This is a genomic window from Amycolatopsis coloradensis (assembly GCF_037997115.1).
GTDB classification, from domain to species: Bacteria; Actinomycetota; Actinomycetes; order Mycobacteriales; family Pseudonocardiaceae; genus Amycolatopsis; species Amycolatopsis coloradensis_A.
In genome coordinates this window covers 1156779-1175924 of record NZ_CP150484.1, presented here as the reverse complement: position 1 = coordinate 1175924, position 19146 = coordinate 1156779, and the positions used below count along the sequence as shown (strand labels likewise).

Here is a 19146-nt window from a genome sequence, read left to right as displayed (position 1 = left end):
TCCCGCCCTTTGCTTTACACGGAACCCCGCTCGGCCGGGTCACGTCTTAGGATTGACTCGACGTCGAGGCACGGGGACTCAAAAGGGGATCTGGAACCAATGGCTTACGACAGCAACGCCGAGGAGAACCGGCAGCAGAAGGTCACGGTGTCCGCGCCGGCCAATCCCGACAAACCGTCGGCGTCGGGCGGGGGTGGCGGCGGGTTCACCTTCGACAAGGACAAGATCGACGGCATCATCAAGAAGTGGACGGATCTGCAGGCCGAGCTCAAGAAGGATTACCGCGACGCGAACCTGATGGCGAACGTCAAGGCGCCGGGCAAGGAGTTCGCGAGCGGTGACTGGGAGAAGCTGGCGAACCCGTCGGGCAAGGCGTTCCTGGAGCAGAACCAGAAGATGCAGGACTACGTCAAGAACTACATCGACCAGTTGACCGCCGCGAAGCAGAAGATCGCCACCAACGAGGCCGAAACGCAGGCTTCGCTCAACAAGCACAAGGCCGTGTGATGCGACGTTCCCTCGTTCTCCTCTTGGCCGCGGGCGCCCTGGTCGCCGGCTGTTCGGGCACCAAGAGCGGCACGGCCTCGTCCGAGTCGTCCTTCACGACCGAGGCCGGTTCCCCGAGCGCGTCGAGCGGTTCGTCCGGCTCCGCGCCCAAGGTGTCGAATCCCCTGAAGACCTCGTCGATCGAGAGCGACGCCTGCTCCGCGCTTTCCGCGGCGAAGCGATCCGAGCTCGGGCTCGGCGAAGGCGAGCGCGGGACCACGAGCGTGGGCCAAGGCTGCACTCTCTTCGCCGCCGACGACAAGCTGAACCAGATCGACATCAGCCCGGTGCTCGCGAACAAGAACGGCCTGAGCGACGTCTATGACACGAAGGCCAACAACGAGTACTTCGAGCCGACAGAGGTCGGTGGCTACCCGGCGGTGTACGCCGCTTCGCTCGACGCCCGCAACAAGGGCAAGTGCGGCCTCTTCGTCGGCGTGACCGATCAGCTGGCCGTGAACATCCTGGTGCAGTACGACAACGGACCGGGCGCGAGCGATCCGTGCCCCGTCGCGCTCAAAGTGGGGGAAGCGATGATCGAGACGTTGAAGGAGGGCTGACGCGTGTTCCTGCTGCCGATCATCGCCGGGTACTCGGCCTACAACCTGGCGACCACGAAATCCGGCGACTTCGAAGCGTCGGGCGGCGATCGCAAGATCGACTGCTACCACATCTGGGAGAAGATCGTCACCGGTCCGGGTACCGGGTCGATCCAGGAGGGCCAGGCCGCGGCGACCCGGCTCAAGGCCGGTTACCAGGAACGGCTGACCACCATCGACAACCTGTCGAAGGAGATGGACGCCGCCTGGACCGGTAAGAGCGCCGAAGCCGCGCAGCAGTCCGGCGCGCATCCGCTGCGGGCGTGGATGGAGGACTCCGGCAAGAAGCTGGTGGACTCCGACAAGTACCTCGGCGAGCAGAACACCGCTTTCACCACGGTGAAGGCGAAGGTGCAGCAGGTCCCGAAGGACCCGCCGAAGAACAACCTGCTCAACTCCATCAAGCCGTGGACCACCGACACCGATCGCGCGATCCGGGACTACAACGAAAAGGGTCAAGCGAACGTCGACGCGTTCAACGAGTACTTCAAGGCCAGTTCCGAGAACGGCAAGAAGCTGCCCACCTACAGCAAGATGGAGGGGCAGAACACGAACGTCGACGTCAACGGCGGCGGCAAAGGGGACAAGGACGGCAACGGCAACGGCCAGGGCGACCGGAACGGGCACAACGGCATGCCGGGCATCTCGACGCCGCCCGGTTCGATGCCGCCCGGCGGGATGCCGAGCGTCCCCGGTTCGAACATGCCGGGTATCGGCACGCCGGGCTCGAACCTGCCAGGGTCGAACCTTCCGGGCAGCAACCTGCCGGGCTCGAATCTTCCCGGCTCGAACCTGCCGGGCTCGAACCTGCCCGGCGGGCAGTACAACCCGAACCTCCCCGGCAGCAACTACAAGCCGCCGTCCTGGGACGACGGGACGAACGCGTCCGGCTACACGCCGCCGAAGATCCCCGGTGCCGGCGGCTTCGGCCCGGGTGGCGGCGGAGGCGGTGGCGGCGGCTTCGGCGGCACCGACATCCCGGGTGCGGGCGGCTTCGGCCCGGACGGTGGCTTCGGCCCCGGGTTCGGTCCCGGTGGCGGGAGCGGCGCGGCCCTGCCCGGCAACGCGGGTGCGATGGGCGGCGCCGGCATGGGTGGCGGCGCGGCCGGTTCCGGTGCCGGAGCGGGCCGTGGTGCCGGCGGAATGATGGGCGGCATGGGCGGTATGGGAGCCGGTGGCGCCAGGGGCAAGGGCGGCGAAGACGAGGAGCGCAGCTCCAAATTCCTCGTCGGTGACGATCCCAACGAGATCTTCGGAACCGACGAACTCACCGCACCGCCGGTGATCGGCGAGTAGTCGTCACGAGCGGGCCGGGCGCGTGCCAAGATTGGGGCGCGCCCGGCTTGTCTTGTTCCGGGCTGGACGAACAAGAACGACTAGGGGGCAGTTCCGGTGCTGGACAAGCAGGTCACGATCACGACCGGCACCCTCATCACGCTGATCCGCCGCCGCGGCGGCGAACCGCACACGATCCTGTCGGAAACGCCGACCTGGTACGACGAGGACGCGCAGCGAGCCGAGGACGAGCGGACCAACGAGGAACTGGCGAGCCAGGGCCTCTTCGGCGCGCGGGGGCTGCATCCCGGGTTCAAGGCGACGCTCGAAGCGATCGCCAGGCCGTCGCTGGAGTACTACGGCTGGATCGACGGCGGATTCGAGGGCAAGGCGCTGAGCTTCACCCTGCTCGCGGGGAGCGCCGGCGGAGAGGGCTTCGTCCTCGCCCGGCACAGCGAGCACGATGGCATCGCGCTCGCGTCGGTGCGGCCGGAAGAGCTGCTCACCGAGTTCCTCGACCAGATCCCGAAGCTCGCGCCGGGACGCGGGCGGCCGATCGCCGTCCCGAAGAGCCAGGTCGAGGCGCCGCGCTCGTCGTCGACGGCGCAGGACGAGGGCTTCGAGGTGCTTCGCAGCGGACGGCAGAGCGCCGGCAGCCAGGAGGCCGACGAGCTTCGCCGCATCCTCGCGTTACGCCGTTTGGGGAGCGGAAGCCTCTACGTCGCGGCCCGCGGCCGGAGCGGCGCGCGGCAGCGGATCGAACGCCCGGTGAACTACATCGATACGTCCGAGGGCCGGTGGCTGACCGAAGAGATACCGGGGAGTGGCGAACCGAGGATCGCCTTCACACCCGCCGACCAGCAGATTCTCGGAGAACGACTACGGAGCGCACAGGGCAGGTTGTTCGCGTCCTGAATTCCGCGCCGGTCAGCCGGGCGGATGGCCCCTCTACCCTCCGCGGCATTCATCCACAGGGCACCCCTGTGCGCCCGCGTGCGACACGCCGAACGACGAGTTTTGCCCGACACGCCGTGGCGAGTTGAATAAAGTTCTCCACAGTGTCTCCACAGGCCCTGAACAGCACTTTTGTCAGACCATCCCACCGTTGCCCACAAGTTGTACACAGGCTTCGGACCACCTGTGAAGGGTTGCCCCCAGTCATCCCCAGGTTATCCACAGGGCGGTCCCCAGGCGAAATTGCGCTCGTCCTTTCGGGGGGCCTACCGTGCCCGCCGGGCCGGTACACACCGTGGTGACCGACCGGCCGAGAAGGGGAGCACAGGGGAGCGCCGGACGCCGCGGGAGGGGCAGGCGGGCGCGGACGGACCGACCGGGGAAATTCTGGCATAATCGAACGTGTGTTCGATGTCTTGAGGAGGTGGCAGCAGCGGTGGCGCTGACCGACGACCGCAATCCGATGTACGCGGAGTCCGACCCGGGTCCCGGCGACCCCGGTCCGCGTGGCGGCGAGTACGACCGCCAGCCCCCGCAGGACATCGCGGCCGAGCAGTCCGTGCTCGGCGGCATGCTGCTGTCGAAGGACGCCGTCGCCGACGTCATCGAAGCCCTCGGTCCCGACGACTTCTACCGCCCCGCGCACCAGGCGATCTACGACGTCATCCTCGACCTCTACGGCCGCGGCGAACCGGCCGACCCGATCACCGTCTCCGCCGAACTGGAGCGTCGAGGCGAGCTGGGCCGCGTCGGCGGCGCCCCCTATCTGCACACCCTGATCGCGACGGTGCCGACGGCGGCGAACGCCGGGTACTACGCCGAGATCGTCTCCGAGAAGGCGGTGCTGCGGCGCCTGGTCGAGGCGGGCACGCGGATCGTGCAGTACGGCTACGGCGCGGCCGCGGCCGACGGCGCGAACATCGACGAGGTCGTCGACCGCGCGCAGGCCGCGATCTACGACGTCACGGAGCGGCGCACCAGCGAGGACTACGTCGCGCTGGAAGAGCTGCTCCAGCCGACCATGGACGAGATCGACGCGATCGCGTCGCGCGGCGGCCAGTCGCAGGGCATCCCGACCGGGTTCGCGGACTTCGACGATCTGACCAACGGTCTGCACCCCGGCCAGATGATCATCGTCGCGGCGCGGCCCGGTGTCGGCAAATCGACCCTGGGACTGGATTTCGCGCGTTCGGCGTCCATCAAACACGGTCTGACCAGCGTCATCTTCTCGCTGGAAATGAGCAGGACCGAGATCGTCATGCGCATGCTCTCGGCCGAGGCGCGGATCCGCCTGGCGGATATGCGCGGTGGCAAGATGTCCGACGACGACTGGACGCGGCTCGCGCGGCGGATGAGCGAGGTCTCCGAGGCGCCGCTGTTCGTCGACGACTCGCCGAACATGACGATGATGGAGATCCGCGCGAAGGCCCGGCGGCTCAAGCAGCGCAACGACCTCAAACTCGTCGTCCTCGACTATCTCCAGCTGATGACGTCGGGCAAGCGCGTCGAGTCGCGGCAGCAGGAGGTCTCGGAGTTCTCGCGGCAGATGAAGCTGCTGGCCAAGGAGATCGAGGTCCCGGTGATCGCGATCAGCCAGCTGAACCGTGGTCCCGAGCAGCGGACGGACAAACGCCCGATGCTGTCCGACCTTCGTGAGTCCGGCTCGCTGGAGCAGGACGCGGACCTCGTCATCCTGGTCAACCGCCCCGACGCCTGGGAGCGGGACGACCCGCGCGCAGGCGAGGCGGACCTGATCATCGCGAAGCACCGTGCCGGGCCGACGGCGACGATCACCGTCGCGCACCAGCTGCACTACAGCCGCTTCGTCGACCTGTCACACGACTAGCGGCGGGAAAGACAAGGGCCCCCACGCGAACGCAGGGGCCCTTCGGACCTGGCCCGGCTCGAACGGGCTGCCTCCCCCTCCGACTGCGGACATGCCCTTACCGGGTAGGCACGCCTAGGGCAGGTTCGCCTCAAGGCTAGGCGATGGCCGCCTCGAGTCAGAGCAGGAATTCGAAGACGTCCTTGGTGAAGCGTCGATCGCTCATCACGGTGTGGTGCCGTCGTCCCGGATAGACCTTGAGATCGCCGCGGCGGGTCTTGTCGGCCACTCGCTCGGCGAGTTCGAGCGGGTAGAGCGCGTCCTGCGAACCGGCGATCACCAAGGTGGGCGCGGTGATCTCGCCCAGCCGGTCTTCGATGTCGAACGCGTCCTCGGCCCGCAGCATGGCCACCATGCCGTCCGGGTCCGCCGGGCGGCCGGAGGCCAGGCCCAGCAGCCCGGCGAGCAAAGCCCGTCCCGGCCAGGAGTCCGCGACCGTGGGCGCCAGCGCCATGGCCGCGGCCCGGTGCCGCCCGGCGGCCAGCAGATCCGCGTACCGGCGCTGGACGCGACGGCCTTCCGCGCCGAGCCGGGTGCCCGCGGCACCGACCACCAGCCGCCGCACCAGGCCGGGATGGTCGGCGGCGAACTGCAACCCGAGGCAACCGGCCGTGGACAGGCCGAGCACGTCCACCGGGTGGCCGAACCGCTGCCGCAACTCCTCGGCGTGGTGGGCGGCGAGATCGGCCATGGTGACGCCGGGCCGGAGCCCCGGCCGCCTGCCGACCGTCAGCACGGTGAACCGCTCGGCCAGCGGTTTGAGGGACCGCACCTCCGCCCAGCGGGCGAACCCGGTGGGGTTGGCCGAGTCCGGCAGCACCGTCCGGAAGACCACGAGCGGGCTTCCCGTCCCGAACTCGAGGTACGGGGCGCCACCCGCCAGTACACCTTCGCGCATGGTCACTCCTTGGTCAGTCCCGCCGCGACGCTGTCGATCAGCCGGTCGAGCACGGCGGGATAGCGCTGCTCGCCGATGTCCTGCCGATGCGGGGGCAGGACCAGCACGGCCCGGAGCACGCCGATCAGCTCGTCGTCGTCGGTGTCGACGAGCCACCCCTTCGCTCTGGCCGCCCCCAGGAATCCGGACAGCGGCAGCACCTGCTCCGCCCGGGCCATCTCGCCGGGACCCAGCCGCCGATAGAGTGGGTTCTCCTCGAGGATCCGCAGCCGGCGCGCAGGAAACCGCCGAGGACGGCACGCGCGCTGTCGGCCTCGCTCACCACCGCGGCCAGCCGTTCGCGCAGTATCGGAGCCTGCCGCAGCATCGGCTCCAGGTACAACGCCTCCTTGGAGTCGAAAAAGGCGTAGAAGCTGCTTTTTGGCGATCCCGGCGGGGCCGACGAGGTCGTCCAAAGAGGTCTTGCGCAGACCCTGTGCGGAGAAGAGGTCACGTCCGGCGGCCAGGAGCCGTTCGGTGATGCGGGCGCGGTCCTCGGCGCTGACCGGGGTCGGCAATCCTGCTCCTGTTCGACTACGAACGAAATGGTTTTTCGTTCATAGCACCTCGGTGTCAGTCCGGTTGGAAGAACGCGAGCATTTTCCGGGCGGCGTCCGGCGCGGTCAGGAGTTCATGGACCCGCGCGGACATCCGGGCGGTGACCTCGGCGCGTTCGAACATCTCGCGTTCGTAGTCCTCGACGGCGGCGCGGAAGTCGCCAGGGTGCGCGGGCGGCGATCCGGCTCGCCGACGCGGACGGCCTTGACGCGGTGTCGCTGCGCAAGATCGCCACCGCGCTGGACGTCGGCCCGATGCGGCTGTACGGCTACATCGAGAACAAGGAAGAGCTGCTCGACCTGATGGTCGACGCCGTCCACGCCGAGATCCGGCCCACCGGGGAAGGCTGGCGGGAGACGCTTCGATCACTCGCCGACTCCATGCGGCACGCGGTCCACCGGCACGAATGGCTCGCCGACCTGCTCGGCGGCAGGCCCCAGCTCGGCCCGCACGCGCTGGCCACCTCGGAGGCCGTGATGGCGGCGCTGGGCGACGTGGGCATCGACTCCGCGATGCCGGTGGTCTCGGCGGTGAACGCGTACACGATCGGCGCGGTGCGCCGGGAGATCGCCGAGCGCCGAGCGGAACGGGCCACCGGGATGGACGAGAAGCGCTGGCAGGCCACGCTCGGGCCCTATCTGACCCGGACCTTCGCCACCGGCAAGCTCCCCGCGTTGGCCACGGTGGTGCGCGACGCGGTCCACCTGGACGCCGACGAAACCTTCCGAATCGGCCTCGACTTCCTTCTCGACGGCATCGGAGCCCGCGTGTCAGCGCCGTGACCGTCCCGTGTCAGCGCGGTCCGCGAACGTGGTCGCCATGACCAAGACACTGAAGACCTTCCGCCGCATCGGCCTCACCGCGCTGGCCGCCGCACTGCTGACCGGGGTCGCCGTGCCGACGGCCTCCGCCGGGCAGGACCGGCCGGAACTGCGCCAGATCGCCCAGGAATTCGTCGACGCCGGATTCGGCGGGATGCAGTTGCGCGTCCGCGACGAGCGAGGCGAATGGACCGGCAGCGCCGGGGTGCGCGAGCTGGGCGGGACCGCGAAACCCCCGACCAACGGCCACTTCCGCGTCGGCAGCACGTCGAAGAACTTCACCGCGACCCTGGTGCTGCGGTTCGTGGCCGAGGGCAGGATCGGGCTCGACACCCCGGTCGCCGGTCTCCTTCCCGACCTCGGGCTGGACTCCCGGATCACCGTGCGGATGCTGTTGCAGCACACCAGCGGGCTGTTCAACCACACCGGCCAGTACCACCCGGACGGGACGGTCACGCCGGGAATCCCGTGGGCGGGCAAGGAATGGGTGGACAAGCGATTCCACACCTACCGGCCGGAGGAACTGGTCCGGCTGGCGGTGTCCAAGCCCCCGGTGTTCGAGCCGGGCGCGGGCTGGAGCTACTCCAACACCAACACCGTGGTCGCCAGGCTGCTGGTCGAGAAGCTTTCCGGCCGTCCCTTCGCCGACGAGCTGGACCGGCGGATCCTGCGGCCGCTCAAGCTGCGTGACACCTTGTCGCCGGGCGCGTGGCCGGGGATGCCCAAGCCGTACGCCCACGCCTACTACCGCTATGAGGACGCCGGGCAGTGGAAGACGATCGACGTCACCCACCAGAACCCGTCCTGGATCTCCAGCGCGGGCGACATGATCTCGACGACCAAGGATCTTCAGACGTACTTTTCCGCGCTCCAGAGCGGAAAGCTCCTCCCGGCCTGGCTGATGGCCGAGATGCGCGAAACGCATCCCGGCAGCGAAAGCCTTTACGGTTTCTACGGTCTCGGGCAGTTCACCCAGGACTTGGGCCCGGGCTGCGGCACCGTCCTCAACCACAACGGCGGCCTCAACGGCTACGGATCGCTGATGTACAGCTCGCCCGACGGCAGCAAGACGCTGACCGCGTCGATCACCTCGGGCGATTCCGTGAAGGACCCGTTGCCGTCGTACCCGGCGGCGCTGAACAAGCTCGTCCGGACGGTGTTCTGCGGCAAGTGAGCAGGGCCGGTCAGCGCGCCCGCTCGGCCAGCCGGGCCGCCAGCGCGCTGACCAGATCGCGGAGCTCGGCCGGCCGCTCGATGACGAACGGCCGGTCGAGCGCGGCGAGCCGCGACGGGATCCAGTCGAGCCGTCGGGCCCGGATCCGGACGCGGACCCGGTCGCCGTCCGTTTCGAAGGTCGCCACGGACGGCGGGAAGACGGCGCGGATCTCCTCGGGCGGCGCCTGGATCCGCATGGAGACGTCATGCCGGTACGGCGTCTCGGCCAACGCCGTCAGCACCCGTTCGGCCGGGTCGAAGTCGTCGGGGGCCTCGAAGGTTCCCGGCCGCGGCTCCGCCGACTTGATCCGGTCGACGCGGAAGGTCCGCACCTCGCCGCCGGCCGAGTCGAACCCGGTCAGGTACCAGCGTCCGGAATGCGCCACGACGCCGTACGGATGGACGACGCGTTCGCTGGCACCGCCGTGCCCGGCGACATACGCGAGCCTGACCGGATGCCGGTCTCGGACCGCCTCCGCGACGGTGAGCAGCACCTCGGCCTCGGCCGACAGGGCTTTCCTGGCCGGCGCGGTGAAATCGGCGGTCTCCAGCAGCGCGTCCAGCCGTCGGCCCAGTGGTTCGGGAAGGACCCGGCGGACTTTCGCGACCGCGCTCTCGACGGCCGCGACCGAGGTGGTGATCAGCCCGGCACGCCGCCCCGCGACCAGGCCGAGCAGGACGGCCAGCGCCTCTTCGTCGGTGAGCATCAGCGGCGGCATGCGGTAGCCGGGGGCCAGCCGGTAGCCGCCGTACCGGCCGCGCACCGAGCGGACCGGGATGTCCAGGTCGACGAGGTGTTCGGCGTAGCGGCGGACGGTGCGTTCGTCCACGTCGAGGCGCTCCGCGAGCTCGGCGACGGTGCGCGTCCCGCCGCTCTGGAGGATCTCCAGCAGCGCGAGCACACGGGCGATGGGCCTGGTCACAACGAAAAGAATACCGGGTGGATCATGTCCGGTATTGCTCCTAGCGTGGCCGGTGTCCCGCTTTCCGGCACCGAAAGGATCCACCGTGCAGTTCGTTTCCGTCCGCGTGATCACCCAGGACGTCGCCCGCCTCGCCGGGTTCTACGAGAAGGCGACCGACCTCGCCGCGCGATGGCGTTCCGAGCAGTTCGCCGAACTCGTCGGCCCGTCGTGCACCTTGGCGATCGGCAGCGCCGAGACGATGAGGCTGTTCGGCGCGGGCGCCGCGGTGCCCGAGTCGAACCGCACCGCGATCCTCGAGTTCCACGTCGAGGACGTCGACCGGGAGTACGAGCGGCTGGCAGGCCTGGCCGAGATCGTGCAGGAGCCGACCACCATGCCGTGGGGGAACCGGTCGCTGCTGTTCCGCGACCCCGACGGCAACCTGGTCAACTACTTCACGCCGAGTGCCCCGTAGTTCCGGACGAACGCGGTCAGCAGCCGCGCGAACTCGCGGCGGTCGTCGTCCGTCCAGTCCGCCATCGCCTCGGCGAACACCGAACGGCGGAATTCGTGCATACGCGCCACTTCGGCGCGGCCGGTCTCGGTGAGCACGAGGACGGCACGGCGGCCGTCGCGCTGATCGGCTTCGCGCCGGAGGAAGCCGTCCTCGACCGCGCGGGCGACGAGACGGCTCGCCCGCGGCTGGTCGATGGTCAGCGCCGCCGCGAGGCTGGTGACGGTCCCCGGTTCGCCGCTCTCCTCGGCCGCTTCGACGGCGTCGAGAAGCCCCTGGATCGCCTGGTCCGGCATCGTTTCGGCGCGGTCGCGGGCCAGTTTCGACAGCGATCGCCTCGCCTGACTCCGCCGGATGGCGATCATCGCGCGTTCCACGTCGGCCACGGCGTCCGTCATTGCCCACCCTCATCAAGTGCATGTACTTTTACATATAGTTGTCGTCTACCTGAGGGAGTATCCATGAAACCCATCGGGTTCTGGTTCGCCCACCTTCATCAGGCCCTCGAATCTTCCCTGGACCGCGTCCTCGCCACCGAATCACTGACCCGCCGCCACTGGCAGGTCCTGAACACGATCGACAGCGGAGCCTCGCCCGGCAAAGCGCTGACACCATTCGACGACCTCCCGGAAACCATTGCCGACCTGCGCACTCGTGACTGGATCGACGAGGACGGCTTGACCGAAGCCGGCCGGACGGCGCATCGGCGGCTGAAGGCCAGGGTCGGCGAGTTCCGCTCGCGCGCGACCGAGGGCATCGGCGACGACGACTACCGGACGACGGTCGCCGTCCTCGAACGGATGGCGGCCAACCTCGCGCGGGAATAAGGCGAAGCCGGGCGACGTCGTCTATCCTGGTAGTTGAAAGTTCAAACAACTGGAGCTGACATGACGCCGGTGCTCTATCTCAGCCACGGCGCGCCGCCGCTCGCCGACGACGCCACCTGGACCCGCCAGCTCGCCGGCTGGTCGGCGGACCTCGAGAAGCCGAAGGCGATCCTCGTCGTCTCGGCGCACTGGGAAGAGGCACCGCTGACCGTCGGCGCCACCACCACGGTGCCCCTGGTCTACGACTTCTGGGGTTTCCCCGATCGCTACTACCAGGTGAAATACACCGCTCCCGGCGCGCCCGAGCTGGCGGACAAGGTGCGAAAACTCCTGCGCTCGTCCCAGACGCCGGTGCACGACGCGCCCGGTCGCGGCCTCGACCACGGCGCGTACGTCCCGCTCGTGGAGATGTACCCCGACGCCGACATCCCGGTGCTGCAGGTGTCCATGCCGTCGCTGGACCCGCGCGAGCTGTTCGACCTCGGCCGGAAGCTAGCGCCGCTGCGCGACGAGGGCGTGCTGATCATCGGCAGCGGCTTCTTCACCCACAACCTGAGCGCGATGAGCCAGACCGACGGCACCGACGGGGCGCCGCCGTCGTGGTCGAGCGAATTCGACCACTGGGGTGCGGAAACGTTGCGCCAGGGCGACCTCGACGCACTGCTGGACTTCCAGCACAAGGCGCCCGCCGCGGCCATCGCGCACCCCAGGATCGAACACTTCGCGCCGCTGTTCGTGTCGCTCGGCGCGAGTTCTTCGGAAGGAAAAGGCGAGACCGTCATTGACGGCTACTGGCACGGCCTCGCCAAGCGTTCCCTCCAGTTCGACTAGCGGGATCGCAGGACACCGGCGCCCGCCACCAAGCCGAGCGCCAGCAACGTGACCACCGCGAACGACACGGTCAGCGACGTCAGGTCGGCGATCCCGCCGATCAGCGACGGCGCCACGAGACCCGACGAATAGGTGATGGTCGCGACGCCCGCGATCGACTGGCTCGGCGTCGGCCCGCTGCGTCCGGCCGCCGCGAAGGCGAGTGGCACGACGACGGAGACGCCGAGCCCGATCAGGGCGAAACCGGCCATCGCCATCACCGGATGGACGGCGAAGACGACCAGCAACCCACCCATCGTCGCGAAGGCGCCGCCCGCGCGGACGGTGTTGACCGAGCCGAAGCGCCGCACCAGCGCGTCGCCCGAGAGGCGGGCGATCGCCATCGTGCAGGTGAACGCGGTGGTCGACGCCGCCGCGATTCCCGGCGAGGTGCCGAGGACGTCGCGCAGGTAGACGGCGGACCAGTCGAGGCTCGCCCCTTCGGCGAAGACGGCGCAGAACGCGACGGCGCCGATGATCACGGCCGACTTCGGCGGCAACGCGAACCTCGGCGGCGGGTTCTCGTCCGGTGCGCTGCGGACGTCGAAGACGCCCTGGCAAATGAGCGCGCCGGCGACGGTGAGCACGGCCGACGCGATCGCGAAGTGGAGACGGGCGTCCATGCCGGCATGCGCGGCGAGCGTGCCCGCGGCGGAGCCGACGAGCGCACCCGTGGTCCACATGCCGTGCAGCCCCGACATGACCGACTTGCCCATCCGCTCCTCGACGTCGACGCCGAGGGCGTTCATCAGCACGTCCGACGTGCCCGCCGCGGTGCCCATGACGAACAGCGCGAGACACAGGGTGACCAGGTCTCCCGCCAGGGCGGGGAGGATCAGCGCCAGCGTCCAGTACGCGAGCAGCAGCCGGAGCCCCAGCCTGCCGCCGAGCCGGTGCCCGATCCGCGCGGCGAGCGGCATGGTGAGCGAAGCCCCGATGGCGGGGAAGGCGAGCGCGAGGCCGAGCTGGCCCGCGCTGATCCCCGCGTGTTCCTGGATCCACGGGATCCGGGTGGCGAAACTGCCGGTCACCGCGCCGTGCACGGCGAAGACGGCGGCGATGGCGATCCGCGCCTGCCGCACCCGCCGCGTCGGCCCGCCGACGGTTTCCACTGTGTTGGTCACTGGGCCCCCAAGGTCCATGAGACGACTCGATGGGCGTCAGCGTAAACTATCAGGAAGGGAACCTGATAATTAATTCTGGGAGGATCTGCCGGTGAGTGTCATCCGGATGCCGTCCGCCTCCCCGAGCACGGCACGTGCCATCAACGACCGCCTCGCCCTCGATCTGCTTCACCGCGAAGGCTCACTGACGGCCGCCCAGCTCAAGACGTTGACCGGGCTGTCGCGGCCGACGGTCGCGGACCTCGTCGAACGCCTGCGGGACGCCGGGCTGATCGAGGTCGTCGGCGAGGCGGGCGCGGAACGCCGCGGCCCGAACGCGAAGCTGTACGGCATCGTCGCCGGCCGCGCGTACCTCGCCGGTCTCGACGTCCGCACCCACGGCGTGGCCGTCTCGGTCGCGGACCTGCTCGGCCGGCCCCGAGCGGAGGCCTCGCTGCCGTTCGACCTGGACGTCGACACCGACGTAGCCGTCGAGCGGGCGATCGCCCTGTTGGAGGCCACCACCGCCGAGGCGGGCGCGGCCGAGCTGCACACGATCGCCGTCGGCGCTCCCGGCCTGGTAGACCCGGCGACCGGCGGCCTGCGGCACGCCGGGGGATTGCCCGCGTGGCACGGGAAACTCGTCGACGAACTCAGGCGACGGCTCGCTGTCCCGGTGCTGCTGGAGAACGAGGTCAACCTCGCGGCCGCCGCCGAACAGCGGCTCGGCGCCGCCCGCGACCGGGACACGTTCGTCCTGCTGTGGCTGGGTTTCGGCGTCGGCGCGGCGGTCGTCCTCGACGGTTCGCTGCGGCGGGGTGCGTCGGGCGGCGCGGGGGAGATCGGGTTCCTGCCGATGCTGGGCCCCGGACGGCTGCCGACGGCGACCGACTGCGACGGCGGCTTCCACACCCTCGCGGGCAGCGCCGCGATCTGTGAACTCGCCCGCGCGCACGGCATCCCGGCTTCATCGGCCGACAACGCCGAAGCGGCCGAGGCGGCCGTCGGATACGCGATCGACGCGAACGCCGACGAATTCCTGAAGATCGTCGCGGAGCGGATCGCGATCGGTGCCGCCGCGGTCACCGCGGTCCTGGACCCGGGCTGTCTCGTGCTGGGCGGGGAGATCGGGCGCGCCGGCGGCGACGCGCTGGCGGCCAGGGTGAGCCGTCGGCTCTCGGAGATCTCACCGCTGCGGACCGAGGTGCGGGCGGGCACCGTCGGCGGGAGCGCGGTACTGGAGGGTGCGGTGCTGACCGCGGTGGGCGCCGCCCAGGACGTGCTCTTCACCCCGGGGGCTGAAGGGGACTTTCCCCGCATGCGATGAGGCGAAGGGCGCTTTCACCGCATCACATGCGAGGGCGTGCACGATCCGCAGCGGGCCGTCCCCGGCGAGCACCTGGNGGGCTCGAGCGCGTGGACGCCCCGCCGGGAGCCGCCGACGGTGAGGTGGGCCCGCTTCGGTTCATTCAGTGGCGCTAGCCGACTGGCAGGTTCACATGGTGTGGAACTTCTTGCCGGTCAGGGTGCCGAGGAAACGCTGGAACATGCTCAGCGGCGACGAGTCGACGCCCGCCAGAGCCGGGACCTGCGCGGTCGGCATCGCCGGGGTGTTGTTCACCGCGGGCAGGGTGCCCGTGGTGGGCAGCTGCACCGGCAGCGCGCCCGCGGTCGGCAGGGCGCCGGCCGTGGGGAGCTGCACCGGCAGGTTGCCGGCGGTGGGCAGCCCGTTCAGCGCCGGGAGGGCCGGCAGCTGCGCGACCTTCGGGGCGTCCGCACGAGCGGCGTCACCGGGCAGACCCGGGGTCTTCGGCAGGGCCGGGACACCGGGCAGGGCCGGGGTGCCGGGCAGCTCGGGCAGGTCCGACTTCGGCAGCGCCGTCGGGACGGCGGTCAGCTGCTTCAGCGCGGTCAGGCCCGCCACCTGCACGGGCAGGGTGGCCACCTGGGGACCGTCGGCGCGGGCGCCACCGATCGCCGGGGTGGTCGGCAGAGCGCCGGCACCGTTCATCGACGGCAGGGCGGGAGCACCGAAGGGCAGCGCGGGGAGCGCGTCGATCGGCATCTCCGAACCGACCGAGTCGGTGAAGGCGCGGGAGAACTCCTCACCGTTGATCTCGGTGAAGTCCTCCGAGTTCTCGTCCGCGATCGCGAGGACCGGGATCTCGAACTCGTTCAGCGGCACCACGAAGACGAACGGGTGGTGGAAGTTGAAGCCCGAGAGGGCCTCTCCGCTGCCGTCGGTGATGCTGTCGCCACCGGCCTGGCCGGTGATCATGCTGGTCGCCTCGGTCTCGGACACGCCGCCGACCGCCGCGATGGCGTTGCCGAACACCTCGGGGTCGGCCGCGGCCGGGATGTCGAGGATGTTGCCCGACAGCGATCCGTCGAGGCCCGAGGTCTCCACGTCGCCGCCCGAAAGCGCGTCGACGGTGTTGGCGCCCTCGGCGTCGGCGATACCCGCGGCCGCGATCGCGTCGTGGGTGACCGGCACGATCGGCAGCGCCTGCGCGCCGATGATGTTGCCCGAGACCGCGCCCTCGTCACCGGTGGTGGTGGCGTCGCCGCCGGCCTCCGACAGGACGTCGCTGACGCTGTCGCCCTCGGCGATGCCCGCACCGGCGATGCCGTGCCCGGTCACCGGGACCGCGCCACCGATCGGCGTCTGGACGATGTTGCCCGCCAGGGCGCCTTCTTCACCGTTGGCGGTGGCGTCGCCGCCCGCGCTCGAGTCGGTGAGGTTCGTGCCCTTGCCCGAGGCGATCCCGCCGAGCACGCCGGCGAAGTTGTGCGCCTGGACCGGCAGGGAGACCGGGCCGTAGACCAGGTTGCCCGAGCCCGCGCCACCGTCACCGGTCGCGTGGACGTCGCCGCCCGCGTTGGAGGTGGTGTCGCCGTCGGCGCCACCGTGGCCCTGGCCGATGAACGCGCCACCGATCCCGAACGCCTGCACCGGCAGCGAAACCGGCACGGTGCCCAGGTTGGAGCTGAGGAAGCCGTTGTCGTCGGCGGTGTTCCCGCCGCCGCCACCGGAGACGACCTTGGTCTCCTCGGCCGAGGCGGTGCTCTGACCGATGAACGAGCCACCCACGCCGAAGACCTCGGCCGGAACGGCGGCCGGGACCTGGACGATGTTGCCCGAGCCGGACGAGTCGTTGCCCGTGGTGCCGTCGTACGCACCCGCGGTCACGGTCTTCGTCTCGGACGCCTCGGCGGTCGCCTGTCCGATGTGCGAACCGGCGACGCCGAACACCTCGGGGGCCAGCGCGGCCTGGGTGTTGACGATGTTGCCCGCGAGGGTGGAGTCGTCACCCGTGGTGTGGCTGCCGTTGCCGGCGTTCGCGTCGACGGTGTTCTCGCACGACGCGACGTTGGCGCTGCCGATGTAGGTGCCCGCGATGCAGGTCACCTCGACCGGGGCGGCCAGTGCCGGGTCGACGATGTTGCCGCCACCGGCGGAGCCTTCGCCCTCGGTGCTGACGAACCCACCGGCGTCGACGGCGCTGGACTGGCTGGTCCCGCCTTCGGTGCCGGTGTTCGCGAGCCCGATCCAGCTGGCGGCCACGCCGCCGACGTTCGCGACGTCCGCGGTCTGCGGCACGATCGCGTTACCCGCGACGGCCGAGTCCTCGCCGGAGGTCTGCACGTAGCTGGGGACGTTGCTCCAGCCCGGGGTGGTGTCACCGGCGGTGGCGTCCGCGGACGAGCTGCTGTTGGAGTTCGCGAGCGAACCCCACGCGGCGGCAGCGTTGTCGTTGAACTTCACCGGCAAGGCGATCGGCACCGCGCCGACGTTGCCGCCGAGGGCGGAGTCGTCACCGTCGGTCTCGACCCAGCCGCCGGAGGTGGCCTCGGTCTCGGCCTCGTAGCCGGAACTGTTGGCGTTGCCGATGATCCAGGAGGCGGCGTTGCCGGTGACCTGGACCGGGGTGGCGAACTGACCGGCCAGCACGTTGCCGGACAGGGCGGAGCCCTCGCCGTCGGTGGTGATGTTGCCGGTCTCGGTGGCGCTCTGGCTGGCGGAACCGCCGACCACGCGGCCGGTGCCACCGGCGAGCCCACCGGCGTTGCCGGCGATCTGCACGGGCAGTGCCCAGTCGAGGGACACGACGTTCCCGGCGAGGCTGGAGTCCGCACCGGTGGTCTCGACGTCCTGGTTGTGCGACCAGGTCTGGTCGTGGGTGCCACCCTCGACCTCGGCGTCGCCGATCACGCCGATGGCGTTGTCGACGATCTGGATCGGGACGACGACGTCGCCGACGACCTTGTTGCCCTTGAGGATGTCGTCCGTGGTGGTGAACCCACCGCCGGTCACCCCGCCGCTGATCTGGCGGGAGTCCTTGGCGGCCAGCGGCGCCGGGACGGCGTTCTTGCCGGAAAGGCTGGGGAGCCCTCCGCCGATGCCGTCGGTGCTGCCGCCGGGCGACGAAGCCGAGTCCAGCGCGTCCGAGACGGGCTTGGTGACGGCCTTGGTGCTGATCTCGCCCTTGTAGCCGGGGAGGTCGGCCTGGCCGAGGGGCGTGCCAACGGCGTTGTTGTCGATCTCGACCGGAACGGTGACGTTCGCGTCGAGCGGGGAGGCCGGGGTGTCGGGGTTGACGTGTTCGTCAGCCGAGGCGATGCCGGTGCCCAGCATCAACAACCCACCCGTGACCAACGCGGTCTGGAGTCCGCGCTTTGCCCAGGATTGCATGGGGTTTTTCTCCTTCATTTCGGGTTCCCTTTCGGGTTCAGGGGGTGCCGTGGAAAGGCACCAGAGGGGGGTGGAGCGATTGCGGGCGCGACAAAGCGCACCGCCGTTTCGCGGGGATCAGGAGCGGACGCGAAGCCAAGCCCGGAATCGGGAGGCGTGAGGCGCGTCGGCTACCCCGCGGAGGGAGGTGTTCAGTCGGGAGTGACGCCGGGCTGCGAGCCCGGGGTGAGCGGCATGTACCGCGTGCCTGCCAGCGCGTAGCCGGTCAGGGAACGCTCGACGGCAGCGGCGACCCAGGCGGGAACGCCGTGGGTCAGGCCGTCGAGGTGACCACCGGGGGCGGAGCCGCCGGGGACAGTCGGGAAGGAAGGCGCGGCGGGAAGCGGCGCCGGGGTGATCGGACGCGGGAAGTCACCGCGGTGACCGTCACGTGCCGGGGCGTCCTCGACCTGATCGAAGGCACCGTGCTGCTGCACGAGGGCCGGCATCGGGAGGACGGTTTCGAGGGAAGCGGGGAACTGGGTCGTCGCCAGCTGCGCGAAGTCGGTGACCTGCTCACCGGCGCCGATGGTGTCGAGCGGCGAGTTCGGGTCGACCGGACCGCCGTCGACCGGAAGCCGCGGGACGAGGTCGCCGTGTCCGTTCGGGTCGAGGAGGTCCCAGACCCCGCGGCCGAAGTCGGGCGACGGGGTGAACGTCTCGTCCAGCACCTGGCGGGTGTCCTGGGGCTTGCGCACGATGTGCTCGACCGCGCCGAGGGTCCGCTTGACCGGGGTGACCACCGAGTTGTCCGCGAAGTCGGTGACCGCGTCGCTGACGCGCGTCGAGACCTCGTGCCGGTCGGCGCGGATGTCGCCGCAGTGGTGCTTCGCGGAAGCGGACTCGTTCTCGGCGGGCATCGACCACGTGGTGGCGTCCTGCTGGCTGTCGCCGCACATCGCACCGGCGACGTCACCCGCGAACTTCGACGCGCCTTGGGAGACGTCGGTCAAACCCGCCGCGGTGGCGTCGGTGACCGGGGTGACGCTGGTTTCGGGAGTGGAGACCACCGGGGTGATGTCCGCGGAAGCGGAGGCGCCCGAAACGACCCACGCGACGGCGGAACCGGCGACGGCGCCGCCGAGCACGAACAGCGCACGCGAAGCGAGACGGCCGAAGCGCGCCGCGCCCCGCCCCTCGTTCTTCGCCGCGTTCGTCACTCGGTCTCCTGTCGCATCGGTATGCCGTTCGTGGTTGCGGGACCGAGGTAAGCAAAGTGCGGAAGGCCCGCGCGACTTTGAACCACCTTGATGGCACGATCGTGTGAAGAACACACGGTGTAGCCCGAAATCACGATGTGTGATCAAGGCTGGCGGGGCGCGGTTACTCCAGAGTTGATCCGCAGGTGGTGTGTCAAGCGTCGCATCGGGCGAATTCGCCCCGTGCGCGTCGCCCGGAATGGTCG

Annotated in this window: 19 protein-coding genes; 11 read left to right on the top strand and 8 right to left on the bottom strand. The window is 70.1% G+C overall.

All coding sequences use genetic code 11. The annotated features are described in order from the left end of the window. The first annotated feature begins 99 nt into the window (after positions 1 to 99). From LCL61_RS05215 to dnaB, 5 genes are all read left to right on the top strand, one after another. Positions 100 to 507, top strand: coding sequence for a hypothetical protein (locus LCL61_RS05215; protein ID WP_340685785.1), 408 nt, complete (start codon positions 100 to 102; stop codon positions 505 to 507). Next, the gene (locus LCL61_RS05210) at positions 507 to 1106 is read left to right on the top strand and encodes a DUF3558 domain-containing protein (RefSeq protein ID WP_340685784.1); all 600 of its coding nucleotides are present in this window, start codon (positions 507 to 509) and stop codon (positions 1104 to 1106) included. Before LCL61_RS05215 ends, LCL61_RS05210 begins: the two co-directional genes overlap by 1 nt. Positions 1107 to 1109: 3 nt before the next feature. After that, on the top strand, positions 1110 to 2441 hold the full coding sequence (locus LCL61_RS05205) for a PPE domain-containing protein (RefSeq protein WP_340685783.1): 1332 nt from the start codon (positions 1110 to 1112) through the stop codon (positions 2439 to 2441). Positions 2442 to 2537: 96 nt separating this feature from the next. Next, positions 2538 to 3335, top strand: a complete 798-nt coding sequence (locus tag LCL61_RS05200; protein WP_340685782.1) for an ESX secretion-associated protein EspG — start codon at positions 2538 to 2540, stop codon at positions 3333 to 3335. Positions 3336 to 3810: 475 nt separating this feature from the next. Next, entirely contained in the window at positions 3811 to 5220 is a 1410-nt protein-coding gene (gene dnaB, locus LCL61_RS05195; RefSeq protein WP_007032313.1) for a replicative DNA helicase, read from the top strand. 157 nt (positions 5221 to 5377) lie between these two features. Here dnaB and LCL61_RS05190 read toward each other — a convergent pair whose 3' ends face one another. The 3 genes from LCL61_RS05190 to LCL61_RS05180 form a co-directional block, all read right to left on the bottom strand. Beyond that, positions 5378 to 6157 carry an alpha/beta hydrolase gene (locus LCL61_RS05190; RefSeq protein WP_340685781.1) on the bottom strand — a complete coding sequence of 260 codons (780 nt, stop codon included), beginning with the start codon at positions 6155 to 6157 and terminating at the stop codon, positions 5378 to 5380. A 2-nt stretch (positions 6158 to 6159) separates the two neighbouring features. After that, positions 6160 to 6375, bottom strand: a complete 216-nt coding sequence (locus LCL61_RS05185; protein ID WP_340685780.1) for a hypothetical protein — start codon at positions 6373 to 6375, stop codon at positions 6160 to 6162. A gap of 394 nt (positions 6376 to 6769) precedes the next feature. Further along, positions 6770 to 6877 (bottom strand): oxidoreductase, encoded by a 108-nt coding sequence (locus tag LCL61_RS05180; protein WP_425341980.1) that lies wholly within the window; start codon positions 6875 to 6877, stop codon positions 6770 to 6772. A 56-nt stretch (positions 6878 to 6933) separates the two neighbouring features. On the opposite strand from LCL61_RS05180, the gene LCL61_RS05175 reads away from it, so the two are divergent. After that, the gene (locus LCL61_RS05175; RefSeq protein WP_340688496.1) at positions 6934 to 7536 is read left to right on the top strand and encodes a TetR/AcrR family transcriptional regulator; all 603 of its coding nucleotides are present in this window, start codon (positions 6934 to 6936) and stop codon (positions 7534 to 7536) included. Between the two features lie 37 nt (positions 7537 to 7573). Next, a complete protein-coding gene (locus LCL61_RS05170; RefSeq protein ID WP_340685779.1) occupies positions 7574 to 8749 on the top strand; it encodes a serine hydrolase domain-containing protein in 1176 nt (391 codons plus the stop codon). Positions 8750 to 8759: 10 nt separating this feature from the next. On the opposite strand, the gene LCL61_RS05165 is transcribed toward LCL61_RS05170, so the two are convergent. Beyond that, the gene (locus tag LCL61_RS05165) at positions 8760 to 9713 is read right to left on the bottom strand and encodes a YafY family protein (protein WP_340685778.1); all 954 of its coding nucleotides are present in this window, start codon (positions 9711 to 9713) and stop codon (positions 8760 to 8762) included. A gap of 85 nt (positions 9714 to 9798) precedes the next feature. Here LCL61_RS05165 and LCL61_RS05160 point away from each other — a divergent pair, with 85 nt between their 5' ends. Next, the gene (locus LCL61_RS05160; RefSeq protein WP_340685777.1) at positions 9799 to 10170 is read left to right on the top strand and encodes a VOC family protein; all 372 of its coding nucleotides are present in this window, start codon (positions 9799 to 9801) and stop codon (positions 10168 to 10170) included. On the opposite strand, the gene LCL61_RS05155 is transcribed toward LCL61_RS05160, so the two are convergent. Next, on the bottom strand, positions 10146 to 10607 hold the full coding sequence (locus LCL61_RS05155; RefSeq protein ID WP_340685776.1) for a MarR family winged helix-turn-helix transcriptional regulator: 462 nt from the start codon (positions 10605 to 10607) through the stop codon (positions 10146 to 10148). The genes LCL61_RS05160 and LCL61_RS05155 overlap by 25 nt on opposite strands. 63 nt (positions 10608 to 10670) lie before the next feature. Between LCL61_RS05155 and LCL61_RS05150 the strand changes: the two genes are divergently transcribed. Both LCL61_RS05150 and LCL61_RS05145 read left to right on the top strand, forming a co-directional pair. Next, the gene (locus LCL61_RS05150) at positions 10671 to 11036 is read left to right on the top strand and encodes a MarR family transcriptional regulator (protein WP_340685775.1); all 366 of its coding nucleotides are present in this window, start codon (positions 10671 to 10673) and stop codon (positions 11034 to 11036) included. A gap of 60 nt (positions 11037 to 11096) precedes the next feature. Beyond that, positions 11097 to 11867: a class III extradiol ring-cleavage dioxygenase gene (locus tag LCL61_RS05145; RefSeq protein WP_340685774.1), complete on the top strand. Its 771-nt coding sequence runs from the start codon at positions 11097 to 11099 to the stop codon at positions 11865 to 11867. Here LCL61_RS05145 and LCL61_RS05140 read toward each other — a convergent pair. Continuing rightward, positions 11864 to 13030: an MFS transporter gene (locus LCL61_RS05140; protein WP_340685773.1), complete on the bottom strand. Its 1167-nt coding sequence runs from the start codon at positions 13028 to 13030 to the stop codon at positions 11864 to 11866. The genes LCL61_RS05145 and LCL61_RS05140 overlap by 4 nt on opposite strands. A 91-nt stretch (positions 13031 to 13121) precedes the next feature. Here LCL61_RS05140 and LCL61_RS05135 point away from each other — a divergent pair, with 91 nt between their 5' ends. Next, a complete protein-coding gene (locus LCL61_RS05135) occupies positions 13122 to 14336 on the top strand; it encodes an ROK family transcriptional regulator (protein ID WP_340685772.1) in 1215 nt (404 codons plus the stop codon). A gap of 168 nt (positions 14337 to 14504) precedes the next feature. Here the strand turns inward: LCL61_RS05135 and LCL61_RS05130 are convergent, their stop codons facing one another. Next, entirely contained in the window at positions 14505 to 17702 is a 3198-nt protein-coding gene (locus LCL61_RS05130; RefSeq protein WP_340685771.1) for a PE-PGRS family protein, read from the bottom strand. Positions 17703 to 17893: 191 nt separating this feature from the next. After that, positions 17894 to 18901: a hypothetical protein gene (locus LCL61_RS05125; protein ID WP_340685770.1), complete on the bottom strand. Its 1008-nt coding sequence runs from the start codon at positions 18899 to 18901 to the stop codon at positions 17894 to 17896. Positions 18902 to 19146 lie beyond the last annotated feature (245 nt).